Below are 14,437 nucleotides of genomic sequence, written 5' to 3'. Positions count from 1 at the left end.
GGCCTCCATCAGCAATCCACCGCCGGAAGAACATCGTCGGCAATATCGGCGTAGCCCTGCTCCTTGCTCTCCAAGTAAGCGGTCCAGGAATCCTGATCCCAGATCTCAGCGCGGGTGCCCACGCCGATGACCACGACGGGGCCGGTCAGCCGTGCATAGGAGCGCAGCATGGGCGGAACCAGGATGCGGCCCTGCTTGTCGGGGACCTGGTCGACGGCACCGGACAGGAATACGCGCAGGTAGTCCCTGGCCGACTTGTCGCCCATGGATGTGTGTTGGATGCGCACTGCCATCCGCCGGAATTCGTCTGTTGGCAGCAGGCTGACGCAACGCTCCTGGCCGCGGGCCATGACCAGGCCCTGACCCAGCTGGGCGCGGAACTTGGCGGGCAGCGCCAGGCGGCCCTTGGAATCCATTTTGGGGGTGTAGGTGCCCAGAAGCATGAGCGGCAGGGAAGGCGAGGCGGCATCTGCGTCGTATGTATCGGCCATGCCCCACCTCCAATGCCAGTTCGGTAACCATGGGACGACCCCATCGGGTAGCGTCCCCTACGCAGTGCTCCCCACTTTACCCCACTTATCCCCATTGCTCACCACCTTGACACCACTTCAGGCCCAAACCCAACCATCCGACTCGCCAAAGGGTCCGCCCCGGCGTTTCGCCACCCGGCAAAGAGGGCGCGGCCAAGGGTCTGCCGGGCCGAAAAAGTAGAGGTCGAGCGGTATATTGGATCATCCGATTTTTGAACATTGGACAGAACGGACGCACATGTCGAGCTATTCCTCACAGCTGCATGAAGAGCAGACGGCGGTGGACAGGGCCTACGGCCGTCTGGACGAGCTGCGGACGCAGGCCAGGACCAGACTGGACGCGGTCCGGGCCGCCGGCTCCCACGGATCGCCCACCCAGCGCACCGAGCGGGATTCATTCGCCAACATGTATGAGGACCGGCTCACCCAGCTGCGGGCCGTGGAGGACCGTCTGGTCTTCGGCCGACTGGATACGGCCCAGGGCGGCCGACGATATATCGGGCGACTGGGCCTGCTGGACAGCAACCACGAGCCCATCCTGACCGACTGGCGTGCCGAGGCCGCACGCCCCTTCTACGAGGCCACCCCGGCGGACCACGGCGACATCGTCATGCGTCGGCACATCACCCTCAACTTCCGCCAGGTCACCGGCATCGAGGATGAGGTTCTGGACCTGTCGGCCCCCGAGGTGGACAAGGCGGCCCAGGGCGGCACGCTTGCCGGTGAGGGCGCGCTCATGGCCTCCCTGTCCAGCCGCCGCACCGGGCAGATGACCGACATCGTAGCCACTATCCAGGCCGAACAAGACCGGATCATCCGCTCCCCCATGACCCGCCCGCTGGTGGTCCAGGGAGGACCAGGCACTGGCAAGACGGCCGTGGCCCTGCATCGGGCGGCCTATCTGCTCTACACCCACCGGCGCAGACTGGAGAGTTCGGGCGTGCTGATCGTCGGTCCCAGCAACGCCTTCCTGCACTACATCGACCAGGTCCTGCCCTCCCTGGGTGAGACCGGAGTGCTCAGCCGCACCATGGGCGACCTCATCCCCGGCATCAGCACCGAACGCCAGGAGGACCCGCACGTGGCCCGGCTCAAGGGAGACATCCGCATGGCCGAGGCCGTAGCCAACGCCGTCGCATCTCGGGAGCGGGTGCCTGCCGCCCTGCCCACGGTCAAGGTGGACGGGGTTGCCGTACCCATGCTGGCGGTCGATCTGGAACAGGCCCTGGTCGATGCCCGACGCAGCCACCAGCCCCATAACAAGGCCAGAAACACCTTCGTACGCTCGGCCCTGAACGCCATGACCGCCCGTTATGCCGAGGGAGTGGACTACGAGCCCGGAGCCGAGGAACTTGCCCGGGTCACCTCCCTGTTGCGGCTGAACGACCAGGTGCGGCGGACCCTCAACCTGGCCTGGCTTCCCATGAACCCCCGCTGGCTGGTCAACGACCTCTGGTCCAGGCCGGACCGTCTGCACCGGTTCGCCCCCTGGCTGACCCCGGAACAGATTGACCTGCTGACCCGCCAGGACGGCGCCGAACTGACCGTATCCGACATCCCCATCCTGGACGAGGCCATGGAGCTGCTGGGTCCCGACCCACGCCAGGCTGATCGTGATCAGGCCGAAAAGGCCCGCCGCGATGAGGAACGCCGGTTTGCCAGCGACACCTTGGCCCAGAACGGCATCGGCACAGGCATCGTGACTTCGCAGATGCTGCTGGATTCCATCAATGGCGAGGACGAGAACCAGGCAGCCACCCAGGCGGCCGCCGACCGGGAATGGGTCTACGGGCACATCGTGGTCGACGAGGCCCAGGAGCTGACGGCCATGGACTGGAGGATGCTGGTCCGGCGCTGCCCTTCCCGTTCCTTCACCATCGTCGGGGACGTGGCCCAGACGGCGGCCCTCGGTGGCACCCGGTCCTGGGCCTCCACCATGGACAGGCTTTTCGGCCCGGACGGATGGGATCTGAGGCAGCTGACCATCGACTACCGCAACCCTCGCCAGGTATCCAACCTGGCCTCCTCCTTCGCAGCCTCCGAGGGTCTCGAGGTTTCCACGCTCAAGGCCGTTCGCGAGGTTGAAGGATCGGTCAGCCACCTGCGGGCCGACGATCAGTCCAGCCTGCTGGACCGGCTGCCTGACCTGGTTGACGAACTGGCGGAGCGACATCTGGGCAAGGACGGTACCGGACGCCTGGCGATCATCGTTCCCAGCGCCCTGGAAGCCGGGGTCAGCTCACGGCTGCATATTGATAAGGCTCAGGAGCACCAGATCACAATCACGACCACCAGTCACACCAAGGGTCTGGAATTCGACGCCGTGGTTCTGGTCGAGCCTGGAGCCATCCAGGACGAAGCCCCCTCCAGGCTGAGCGCGGCGGCCGACCTTTATGTGGCCATGACGCGACCGACCCAGGAGCTGATCATCGCCCAGACATCCGAGGATCAGAGGCTGCTGGACCTGGGATGACATGTCTAGGCGCCCGAGTGTCTAATTTCAGGACTGCGCAGTCGCAGACTGCTCCTCAACTGACTGGTCTTCGGCACGCAGGGTGTCGATGGCCTGCTGGAAGTCCTCCAGGTTGCTGAAGTTGCGGTAGACCGAGGCGAAGCGCAGATAGGCCACCTCGTCCAGCTCCCTGAGGGGCTTCAGGATGGCCCTGCCGACCTCTTCCGAATCCACCTGAGCCAGGCCGCGCGAACGCAGATCCTCTTCGACCTGCTGGCCCAGGAGCTTCAGGTCATTCTCATCGATGGGCCTGCCCTGGCAGGCCTTCCTCACGCCAGAGATGACCTTGTCGCGGTTGAAGGGCTCGGCATTGCCTGAGCGCTTCATGACCAGGAGAATCGAGGTCTCCACCGTGGTGAACCGACGCGAACAGTTCGGACACTCACGGCGGCGTCTTATGGCATGGCCGTCGTCGCTGATTCGCGTATCCACAACCTTGGTATCGGGATTCTGGCAGAAAGGACAGTGCATATGCATTATCATAGCGCCAAAGAACCTCAAGACCCACGTATACCGGGCCTATCAGCGTATAACCCTGGACAAACTCCTTGAATTCAGCTAGTACCTTTATCCAGACGACAAGTCATTGAAGCCCCGTCGTTGAACCCCCCGGATCGAAAGTCCCTGCCTCAATCGTCGCTGGGAATCAGGATTCGGTCACCAACGCGCAGGTTGGGCGAAGACATGTTGTTGATCTGCATGATACGGTCCACATTTTTTGTGACATCCTCGCCTTGTGGGGTGATCGAGGCCGCATAGGACCAGACATTATCGCCCGGACGAACCGTCCTGGTGATGACCTCCTGCGGTCCTGGAGCGGAGCTGGCAGGTCGAGCCATCCATCCGAGCCCAGCCAGTGTCAGCGCGCCGACAGCCAGAAAAACCGCGAATCCACGCAGGATGATACCCGCAAAACCCTGCTCGGACACACAGGCTTTGGCTACTCTGCGAAGGCTCTGCATGACGGACGAGAACAAGGAACTGACGTGCGCCAGGCAGGCCGAGGGCAGGTTCGACGACGTAGACATGCGGGAACTGGCACAGGCACGAACAGCCACGGTACACCTCTTTCGAACATTTGTTCTATCGAACAGATGTTCTCATTCTGGCATCTCAATCATCGTTTGGCAAGGCTGATTCGAACATTTGTTTGATTTTTCACTTGGGGCAGGTTAGACTGAGTTCAGTTTCCAAGGAAAGGAGCCCATCGTGAGTACCATCCCCTTTACAGGGTCCACGGCCACGAGCTCCCTCAACCAGTCCACTGCTGCCAACAGCGAAACCTCCCGGGAAACCGCTGGAAACTCAGCCAGCACCGAGAGCCTGAATCAAGGATCCCGGCCCAAGCTGACCGATCGCCAGACCAGGGTGTTGGAAGCCATTAAGCGGCACCTGTCGGAACGCGGATTCCTGCCCTCCTACAGGGAGATCGGCAAGGACGCGGGACTACGCAGCACTTCTTCCGTCAAGCACCAGCTTCAGGTCCTGCAGGATCTGGGCTACATCCGTCTGACTGCCAACAAAGGACGCGCCATAGAGCTGGTCCAGGACCAGCCTGAGCCGACTGCGGGAACCGCCAGGATCATGCCCTTCCCCGACACACAGGCCGACGAGGCCATCATGCAGTCGCGTGACGTGCCCCTGGTCGGCAGGATTGCCGCAGGTCAGCCCATTCTGGCCGAGCAGCATGTGGATGATGTCATGCGCCTGCCCGAGCGCCTGACCGGATCCGGCGAGCTCTTCATGCTTGAGGTCCATGGGGATTCCATGGTCGACGCCGCCATATGCGACGGGGATTTTGTGGTCGTCCGCCGCCAGCAGGAGGCTGAGAACGGGGACATCGTCGCGGCACTGCTGGACGATGGGGCCACGGTAAAGACCTTCCGTCGCGAGGAGGACCACGTTTGGTTGATCCCCCACAACCCCGCATACTCCCCCATTGACGGCACCCACGCCGTCATCATGGGCAAGGTGGTCACAGTCCTGCGCAAGGTCTGAAGGCTACATGTCCAAATGCTCGCCGCTGCTGTCCCGGTGACCCTGCGGTTCTATCTGGAAGGTCGTGTGTTCGACCGAGACCGGAAAATGATCGCGCAAGCAGCGCTGCATGCTGGTCAGAATTCGTTCGTTTTCAACGGCCGTCGTTCCCTGACGCACCACCACATGTGCCGTCAGCTGCGGCAGACCAGTGGAGACGCTGTTGGCATGCAGGTCGTGAACCTCCAGCACGCCAGGTACGCCCTCCAGGTGCTTCCTGACCTTGGCCATGTCGAGGTCCGCCGGGGTCTCCTCAAGAAGCACGGAGACACTGCTGGCCAGCAGTTTGATCGCGCGGGGAATCATCAGCAGAGCAATCAGGGCTCCCGCCACGGCATCGAATCCGGCCCAGCCGGTGAGCATCATAACCACGGCAGATACCAGGACGGCCACCGAGCCCAGTGCATCGTTGACCACTTCGAGAAAAGCGGCACGCATATTCAGGTTGTCCTTATGCCCAGAGGCCAGGACCAGGATGGACCCCACATTGGCAGCCAGACCCAAAATGCCGAAGAAGAGCAGCAACCCCTGCTGATGAACCTGGTCCCGCCCGGGCGACCAGAGCCTCAAGACGGCCTCCACAATGGCATAGATGCCCACAGCCAGCAGAACCAGAGCACCGCCAGCCGCCGTGATGACCTCCAGACGGGACCATCCCCAGGTCCGCCTGTTTGTGGGACGGCGCTCCATCAACACAGCAGTGACTGTGGAGGCGATCAGCACGGCCATGTCGGTCATCATGTGCCCAGCGTCGACCAGTAAGGCCAGGCTGCGGGTGACCAAGGCGCCGACGACTTCAGCTACGAAGACCGATCCAGTTAGAGCCAAGGTCGTCAGCAACTGTCGACGATGGGCGGATCCGCCACCCTGAACAACACCTTCATGAGCGCTCATGCATACCCCGTTTCATCAATCACCAAGGTATGCCACCAGGGACTGCGAGGCAAGAGTTTCCTGTGAAATACTCAGAAACCGAACTTGCTTGCCGTCTCCTTGAGGGTCTCGGCGGAACGCTTCAGAGCGGCCAGCTCGCCGTCGCTCAGCGGGGTGTTGATGTGGGTGTTGACCCCTTCGCGGTTGAGCACGCTGGGCACCGACATGCACACGTCCGATATGCCGTGGAAGTCTTCCAGCAGGGAGCTGACCGGCAGGATCCGGTCGGTGCCGTTCAGGATGGACTCGATGATGTCCACGCCGGACATGGCGATGGCGAAGTTGGTCGCCCCCTTGCCCTCGATGATCTGGTAGGCAGCGTTCTTCACCTCCTGGTGGATCTCCTCGCGCTTGGCCGCATCCAAAGGCTCATGGCCGGGCAGTTCCATCCAGTCGCACATGGGCACGCCGCCGATGGTTGCCGAGCTCCAGAGCGGGACCTCGGAGTCGCCGTGCTCACCAGCGATGTAGGCATGAACGTTCTTGACATTGACCCCGGTCTGCTGACCGATAAGGTAGCGCAGGCGGGCGGAGTCCAGGTTGGTGCCCGAACCGAACATCTGGTTGACAGGCAGTCCGGACAGCTCCAGCGAAACCCTGGTGACGATGTCGACGGGGTTGGTGATCAGCAGGAAGATGGCATTGGGAGCCACCTCGACCATCTGAGGGATGATGGACTTCATCATATTGATAGTGGCGCCTGCCAGATCCAGCCGCGTCTGCCCCGGCTTCTGCCTGGCTCCGGCCGTGATGACCACCATGTCGGCATCGGCGCAGATCTGCGGATCGTCCGAGCCGTCGATGGTGACCGTGGGGTAGAAGCTGGATCCGTGCTGCATGTCGCGAACCTCGGCCTCAACACGCTGGGCGTTGATATCCTCAAGAACGATCTCTCGAGCCACGCCACGCTGGGCCGCCGAAAAGGCCAGAGTCGACCCCACGGCTCCAGCTCCCACGATCGCTAGCTTGGTTGGCTTGATTGATGATTCCGCCATATTTTATGGACCTCTCTTATCGGAACCCGAGAAACGGGTTTGCCGCTGACAACATACGTAGTCTACCCAGCATAGGTGACCTGGTTCGCTTCTGCCCTTAAGAGTTCAGTCCGGCCGATGGCGTGTCACCCGCTGGAGCCTGCAAGGGCTTCTGATCAATGGCCTGGTCAAGCACGGCAGCCGCTAGCCGGTCATCCACGTCAGCGCTCAGCGCAACCCCATCGGCCCGGTATTCCAATGAATCCACCCGTCCCAACTGCCGTACCTGCTCCAGCAGGGAGCCGCTGGTATAGGGCAGGATGGCCTGGACATGCACAGCAGGGGCGGGCAACAACTCCTCCACCCGCCTGCGCAGAGCTTCCAGACCCTGACCCTGCCTGGCCGAGACCAGGAAGGCCTCCGGCTCAAGATTGGCGAGCCGCTGTCGGGCATCCTGGTCGATCAGATCCACCTTGTTGAAGACCAGCAGGCGGGGAATGGACTCGGCGCCGGGGATGTCTGCCAGCACGGCGTCCACAGCTTTGATCTGGCCGAAGGGATCTGGGTGGGAGCCGTCCACGACGTGCAGAATCAAATCGGACTGCCCCACCTCCTCCAGCGTGGATTTGAAGGCCTCGACCAGCTGGGTGGGCAGGCGGCGGACGAACCCAACGGTGTCCACATAGACGTAGAGCCGGCCGTCTGCCGCCTTGGTGCGCCTGACGGCCGTATCCAGAGTGGCGAAGAGGGCGTTCTCCACCAGTTCCTCGGAACCGGTCAGCCGGTTGGTTAGCGAGGATTTGCCGGCATTGGTGTACCCCACCACAGCCACAGCCGGCAGCTGGTAGCGCCGCCGGGATCCGCGCTTGACCTGACGAGAGGGGGCCATCTGGGCGATCTGGCGCTTCAGCCGGGAAATCCGCCGTCTGATGACACGCCGGTCTGTTTCGATCTTCGTCTCTCCTGGGCCGCGCGAGCCTATGCCGCCGGCCTGCCCGGCAGCCTGGCCACCAGCCTGGCGGGAGAGGGATCCACCCCAGCCACGCAGCCTGGGCAACATATACTCCAATTGAGCCAGCTCCACCTGGGCCTTGCCCTCGCGGCTTGTTGCATGCTGGGCAAAGATGTCCAGAATCAGGGCCGTCCTGTCGACCACCTTGACCTTGGTGACATCCTCAAGGGCACGTCGCTGGGAGGGATGAAGGTCGTCATCGGTAATGATGGTGTCGGCGCTCAGCCGGGCCACAATATCTGCCAGCTCCCGCGCCTTGCCCGAACCCAGGTAGGTGGCCGGATCCGGCTTGACCCGCTGCTGAAGCAGTCCGTCAAGCACCTCGGCCCCGGCAGTCCTCGCCAGGGCGGCCAGCTCACGCAGGGACTCCTCGGCCTGACCGACCGTGGTCCGCGAACCCGACCAGACGCCGACCAGGACCACCCGCTCCAGACGGACCTTGCGGTATTCCACCTCGGTCACGTCCTGGAGCTCACCCAGCCCCTCGACATGGCGGAAGGCATTGCGCTGACTGCGCTCCTCCCACTCCTGATCCTGGTCCTGCCCGGCCTGCCCTTCACTGCCGGTCAGTACCTCGGATTTGTGAGAGAGCGGGTCCTGATGGGCATCGTCAACTGCTGAACCATGCTCTTGGGTCGGTTTTTCTTGGGTCAAAGGCACCTCTGCGTTGATCTATGGACTGGGGAACGAATCCGGTATAGGCGGAATCATGACACAGTCTTTATTATCATCTTCTTAGCAGACATCAGCGGGTGCCCGAGGGACGGGCAGACTTCAAAGACGGATGGGATGGACATGACGCACAGGGACCATGGCAGCAGCCGGGGGCAATCCTCCAGGACCGAGACGGACGGAGGCGAACAGTACTTCGTGGCCCGTCCGGCCTCCCCCGACCAGCGGCGGACCATCCGGGTGGAGCTGGCCGGCCGCACCTGCCAGGTGGAGGTCTCCCACGGGGTCTTCTCGTCGGGCAGGCTTGACCTGGGCACTTCGGTCTTGCTCAAACGCGTCCCTCAGCCACCGACAGAGGGCGACTTTCTGGACCTTGGCTGCGGATGGGGGCCCATCGCCCTGAGCATGGCCATGCAGTCGCCCAAGGCCAACGTCTACGCTGTGGACACCAACCTGCGGGCCCTGGATCTGACTGCCCGCAACGCCCGATCCCAGGACCTTGACAAGGTGCGCACCCTGACCCCGGAGCAGGTGCCGGACGATTTGCGCTTCGATCTGATCTGGTCCAACCCGCCCATCCGAGTGGGCAAGACGGTCCTGCACGACCTGCTGATGACCTACCTGCCCAGACTGAAGCCCCAGGGCCGGGCCTATCTGGTGGTCCAACGTAATCTTGGTGCCGACTCCCTGATCCCCTGGCTGGCTGACGCCCTGGGCCCCGGCTGGACGGCCGAGAAGTATGCCTCGGCCAAGGGCTACCGAATCATCGAGGTGGGCCGGGCATGAGGTTCGAGTATCCTGCCGAGCTGCCCATCAGCGCGGCCAAGGAGGACATCGTCCATGCCGTGCAGTCCTCTCAGGTGGTCATCGTCTCGGGTCAGACCGGCTCGGGCAAGACCACTCAGATCCCCAAAATCCTCCTAGAGATGGGTCGCGGCGACCACGGCCGCCAAATCGTGCACACCCAGCCCAGGAGGATCGCCGCCAGAACCGTGGCCGAGCGCATCGCCTCGGAGACGGGCACCAGGTTGGGCGACCAAATCGGCTACCAGGTGCGCTTCACCGATAAGTCGAGCCGAAGCACCCGCCTGCGAGTGGTCACCGACGGCATCCTTCTGGCACAGATCCAGGGCGATCCCCAGCTGCGGGCCTACGACACCATCATCATCGACGAGGCCCACGAGCGCAGCCTGAACATCGACTTTCTGCTGGGGTATCTGACCGCCCTGCTGCCCAAACGGCCCGACCTGAAACTGATCATCACCTCGGCCACCATCGATTCGGTCAAGTTCCGCGATCACTTCGCCAAGGCCTTGCACACTAAGGTGCCCGTACTCGAGGTCTCGGGGCGCACCTATCCGGTCCAGACCCTCTATGAGCCCGCCGGGTCAGCTCCGGCCCTGATGCGACACGTCCCCGGGTTCGACTCCGAGGATGGCCAGGACAGGGAGGATCCGGACATCCCCAAGGCGGTGGCCCGGGCCTGCGCCGAGCTGGTCATTCACTCCACCCACACGGACGGCCCCAGGGACATCCTGGTGTTCGCCGCCGGCGAGCGCGACATCCGCGAGTACGAAACCGCACTGCGGCGCCATTTCGGCCCGCGGACCTCCGACATGCGCCGCCCGGACGCTTTGGAGATCATCCCACTCTTCGCCCGCCTGTCGGCCAAGGAGCAGCACCGGGTCTTCGAACGCCACGGGCATCAGCGCATCGTCATCGCCACCAACGTGGCCGAAACCTCCTTGACGGTCCCAGGCATCCGATACGTGGTGGATCCTGGGCTGGCCAGGATCAGCCGATACTCCAAGTCGGCTAAGGTCCAGCGGCTGCCCATCGAGCCCATCTCCCAGGCCTCGGCCGATCAGCGTGCGGGCCGTTGCGGACGTGTGGCCGACGGCATCGCCATCCGCCTCTATGCCAAAGATGACTATGACACCCGTCCCAAGTTCACCGACCCAGAGATCCTGCGCACCTCCTTGGGTTCGGTCATCCTGCACATGCTCTCGGTGGGCGTGGCCCATACAGCCGAGGATGTCACGGACTTCGGCTTTATCGATCCGCCCGACACCCGTGCGGTCAGCGACGGTCTGCGGGAACTGACCGAGCTGCAGGCCATCTCTCGGCAACAAGGCCTCATCCGGCTGACAAATCTGGGACGACGGCTGGCCAGGATTCCCATCGACATCCGCCTGGGCAGAATGATCCTGCAGGCCGGCCAGGATGCCACCCCGGATACCCTGGCCGCCGTTCTGGTGATCGTGGCCTTCCTCTCCCTGCAGGACCCTCGCGAGCGCCCGGAGGAAAAGCGCGAGGAGGCCGACCGGATCCATGCCCGCTACGAGGACCCCTCCAGCGACTTCCTGACGGCCCTGAACATCTGGAACCGCTTCTTCCCGCAGGACAAGGAGCCCTCCAACGGAGCCCTGCGCAAGGCCTGTAAGCAGGAGTACATGGCCTTCCTGCGCATGCGGCAGTGGCATGACCTCTACCGGCAGCTGGCCCAGATGTGCCGGGGCCTGCACATGAAGGTAGGCTCCCCTGTACCCGTCAAAGCACCGGATCAGGCCCTGCTGGCCCTGCCTATTGGGCAGCAGGCGGCACATGCCCTGGTCTGCTCCTGGGACGACCAGGACATCCACCGGTCCATGCTGGCCGGTCTGCTCTCCAGCATGGGCATGCAGGTGGTCCACGAGCCCAAGGCCTCCGATTTCGCTGGCCTGCATGGCGCAGCACGGGCCAAGGCCATGAAGCGGGCGCGCCGGCAAGCCAAGAACGACTATCAAGGGGCGCGCAGCACGCATTTTGCCATCTTCCCCGGTTCTGCCCTGGCCAAAGCCAATCCGCCTTGGATCATGGCCGCCGAGCTGGTGGAGACATCACGGCTCTGGGCACGTTGCTGTGCGGCCATCGATCCGGCCTGGGCCGAACCCCTGGCCAAGTCCCTGACCAGGACCACCTACGCCGAGCCCCACTGGTCGGCCTCCCGTGGTGCCGCAGTGGCCACTTCCAAAGTGCTGCTCTACGGCCTGCCCATCGTGCGCGACAGGACGGTCCAGTGGGCCCGGATCAACCCAGGCCAAGCCCGGGACATGCTGATACGCCAGGGCTTGGTCCAAGGTGAGGTGCGCGAGCGCTTCCCGCATGACGGCTTCATCCAGGCCAACCGACAGGTGCTCAGCGAGGCCGGCGAACGGACCAGCCGGACCCGCCAGGTCACCGGCACAGTCACCGAGGAGGACCTCTACGATTTCTACCAGGAGCGCATTCCCCAGGAGGCCACCTCACTGGCCGCACTGGGCTCTTGGTGGCGGAAGCACCACGATACGGACCCGCACCTGTTGGACTTCGATCCTGACAAGGTGGAGCGTCTGAACGACCAGTCCGCCTCCTACCGACCCGGGGACTACCCCGACCACTGGCACACCTTGGGCATCGACGACCGGTCCATGGATCTGCCCCTGACCTATCGCTATCAGCCGGGAGAACCGAACGACGGCATCACGGTCCACATCCCCTTGCACTGCCTGAACCAGCTGACACCGGGCCAGTTCAGCTGGACCGTGCCAGGCCTTCTGGACGATCTGATCACAGCCACCATCAAGTCCCTGCCCAAGGCCCTGCGAGTCCAGTTCGTTCCCGCCCCTGACGCTGCCCGGACCATCCGCGCCTGGATAGACGGTCACTATCCCCTGCTGCCCGGCGCCGATCCTGCGTCGGCGGAGCAGGCAACCTACGGATCGGCGGACAAGCAGACTGCGGACGAAGACGAAAACAGTACCGCAGTCATCCCCGCCGGGGGATGGCCGGACTTCGAGCAGGCCTTCACCGCAGCAGCCATAGATACGGTCGGTGCCCAGTTGCACCCTGAGGTCTTTACCCAGGCCAGGCTGGAACGACTGCCTGACTACCTGCGGCCTACCTTCCAGGTAGAGGAGGATCGACGCCAGGGCCACAGCCATGGCCGCAAGGGCCAGGGCCACCCCAAGGTCCTGGGCCGGTCCAAGTCCCTGACCGACCTGCAACGCGACCTGGCCGGACAAGCCCGGCAGTCAGCCCGGTCCCGGGTGGATTCCCAGGCCAGCAAGGCTGCCCGTCAGGGGCAGGTGGTCAAAAGCGCCGACCTGCTCCATCAGTCCGGCGCCACCACCAAACCACGCGAGGAGCTGATCTGGCAGGCCGCTCTTGACAAGCTCCACCTGCCTGCGCAGCGGATCTCCTCGCGCTGGCTGAGCCGGGAGGCCCTGATGCTGGCCTCAGCCCCCTACCCCGACACCTCCGCCCTGGCCGAGGACTTGCAGATGGCCGCTGTCAAGCGCCTGATCCCCCACACTGAGGCCATCACCGACGACCAGACCCTGCAGGAAGCCGTGGCCGGCATCAGCCAGATCTACGAGGACACTGTATATCAGGTGGCCAAGGATGTGGTCGCCATTCTGGAGACCTCGGCCCAGGTAGATAAGGCCGTGTCCGGCCCAGCCGATCTTCCCCTGCTCTCTGTCCTGCAATGGATACGACAGCACGCCGGCGGATTGGTGGCCAAGGGCTTCATCGGCACTGATCCACCCTATGCCCTTCCCCGTCTGCGCACATACCTTAAGGCGGACCTGATGCGCTTGGACAAGGCCCGCAGAGACAAGGACCGTGACGTACGATGGGCGTGGCAGGCGCAGACCGCCCAGGATTTGGTGGACCAGGCGGCCAAGGCGGCCCAGGCTCTGCCCGCCGGTCCCGGACGAGACCAGGCCATGGACCGTGCGCGAAGGGGACGTTGGATGATGGAGGAGTACTTCGTCTCCATCTGGGCCCAGGAGCTGGGGACGGCCATCCCTGTCAGCCTGCAACGAATCAGAAAGGCGCTGGAAGAAAAACCATGAGTACAAGGCCATCGGGACGAAGACGAGGGGGCGGCACCAAACGCGGACGAATGACCCTCCGCCGCGCGCAGACCCTGGGGACCACCCTGATGGCCATAGTCCTGGTCGTCGCCCTGTGCATCCTTGCCGTCCGCTTCGTCTCCTACCGGCTGATGGTCGGCCGCGTCATCCGCCACCAGGAGCAGCTCTCCCAGGAGTATATCTTCAATCCAGGCAGAATTATCACCGATCACCGCTTCCATGACACTGTGGACATGAATGCCGACGATGTCCAGGCCTTTTTGGACCAGAAGGGGGCATCCTGCAACGGATCCACCTGCCTGCGCAGCCTGCATATGGATGTTCCCGACCGTCACAGTGACGGTCTATGTGATGCCTACAAGGGCAGCAAGGGGCAGAGCGCGGCTCAGATCATCGACGGGGCCGCCCGGTCCTGTGGGATCAGTCAGAAGGTCCTTCTGACCATGCTGCAAAAGGAGCAGCATCTGGTGGCCACCGACCAGCCCGCCACCCAGGTTCAGCTCCAGTCGGCCATGGGCCTTTCCTGCCCTGATGATGCACACTGTGACGCCAACTATGCCGGATTCTTCAACCAGGTCTATGGGGCCGCCCACCGATTCCGCTACTACCAGGCCCATCGAGACCAGTACGCCTACCAGACCAAGGCCCTGAACGATGTGCGCTTCAGCCCCGATGCCTCCTGTGGCAGCGGCAAGGTCTACATCGAGAACGATGCCACTGCCCTGCTCTACATCTACACGCCCTACCAGCCCAACGAGGCAGCGCTACAGGCAGGCGACGGCGAGGGCAACCGCTGCTCAAGCTACGGCAACCGCAACTTCGTCATCATCTACAACAGCTGGTTCGGCCGATCAGACCAGTAAGACCCG

At 63.5% G+C, this 14,437-nt stretch carries 10 protein-coding genes and 1 pseudogene; 5 read left to right on the top strand and 6 right to left on the bottom strand.

The genetic code is table 11. The features are described 5' to 3' along the window. Window positions 1–8: 8 nt before the first annotated feature. Window positions 9–491: a division/cell wall cluster transcriptional repressor MraZ gene (gene mraZ / locus ACUIAI_RS01850; protein WP_445342454.1), complete on the bottom strand. Its 483-nt coding sequence runs from the start codon at window positions 489–491 to the stop codon at window positions 9–11. Between the two features lie 277 nt (window positions 492–768). Here mraZ and ACUIAI_RS01845 point away from each other — a divergent pair, with 277 nt between their 5' ends. Next, entirely contained in the window at window positions 769–3,003 is a 2,235-nt protein-coding gene (locus tag ACUIAI_RS01845; RefSeq protein WP_445342453.1) for a HelD family protein, read from the top strand. 27 nt (window positions 3,004–3,030) lie between these two features. Here the strand turns inward: ACUIAI_RS01845 and nrdR are convergent, their stop codons facing one another. Further along, entirely contained in the window at window positions 3,031–3,513 is a 483-nt protein-coding gene (gene nrdR, locus ACUIAI_RS01840; protein WP_045935180.1) for a transcriptional regulator NrdR, read from the bottom strand. A 158-nt stretch (window positions 3,514–3,671) separates the two neighbouring features. Further along, window positions 3,672–4,070 (bottom strand): LysM peptidoglycan-binding domain-containing protein, encoded by a 399-nt coding sequence (locus ACUIAI_RS01835; protein ID WP_445342452.1) that lies wholly within the window; start codon window positions 4,068–4,070, stop codon window positions 3,672–3,674. Between the two features lie 319 nt (window positions 4,071–4,389). Between ACUIAI_RS01835 and lexA the strand changes: the two are divergent. Further along, a pseudogene (gene lexA, locus ACUIAI_RS01830) lies at window positions 4,390–5,040 on the top strand (transcriptional repressor LexA); the annotation flags it as partial. Window positions 5,041–5,043: 3 nt separating this feature from the next. Here lexA and ACUIAI_RS01825 read toward each other — a convergent pair. From ACUIAI_RS01825 to hflX, 3 genes are all read right to left on the bottom strand, one after another. Further along, window positions 5,044–5,973, bottom strand: a complete 930-nt coding sequence (locus ACUIAI_RS01825; RefSeq protein ID WP_254476979.1) for a cation diffusion facilitator family transporter — start codon at window positions 5,971–5,973, stop codon at window positions 5,044–5,046. 71 nt (window positions 5,974–6,044) lie between these two features. Then, complete coding sequence (locus ACUIAI_RS01820; RefSeq protein ID WP_046322674.1) at window positions 6,045–7,007, bottom strand: L-lactate dehydrogenase; 963 nt, start codon at window positions 7,005–7,007, stop codon at window positions 6,045–6,047. 97 nt (window positions 7,008–7,104) lie between these two features. Next, entirely contained in the window at window positions 7,105–8,568 is a 1,464-nt protein-coding gene (gene hflX / locus ACUIAI_RS01815; RefSeq protein WP_445342789.1) for a GTPase HflX, read from the bottom strand. Window positions 8,569–8,787: 219 nt separating this feature from the next. Between hflX and ACUIAI_RS01810 the strand changes: the two genes are divergently transcribed. The 3 genes from ACUIAI_RS01810 to ACUIAI_RS01800 are packed head-to-tail and all read left to right on the top strand — an operon-like array spanning window position 8,788 to window position 14,431. After that, window positions 8,788–9,456 (top strand): class I SAM-dependent methyltransferase, encoded by a 669-nt coding sequence (locus ACUIAI_RS01810; RefSeq protein ID WP_445342451.1) that lies wholly within the window; start codon window positions 8,788–8,790, stop codon window positions 9,454–9,456. Then, window positions 9,453–13,547, top strand: a complete 4,095-nt coding sequence (gene hrpA, locus ACUIAI_RS01805; protein WP_445342450.1) for an ATP-dependent RNA helicase HrpA — start codon at window positions 9,453–9,455, stop codon at window positions 13,545–13,547. Before ACUIAI_RS01810 ends, hrpA begins: the two co-directional genes overlap by 4 nt. Then, entirely contained in the window at window positions 13,544–14,431 is an 888-nt protein-coding gene (locus ACUIAI_RS01800) for a hemagglutinin (RefSeq protein WP_445342449.1), read from the top strand. The genes hrpA and ACUIAI_RS01800 overlap by 4 nt, the downstream gene beginning before the upstream one ends. Window positions 14,432–14,437 lie beyond the last annotated feature (6 nt).

The sequence above is a fragment of the Bifidobacterium sp. ESL0827 genome (assembly GCF_052606685.1).
Note: the sequence above shows the minus strand (reverse complement) of the source record. Positions and strands in the feature narration are given on the sequence as shown.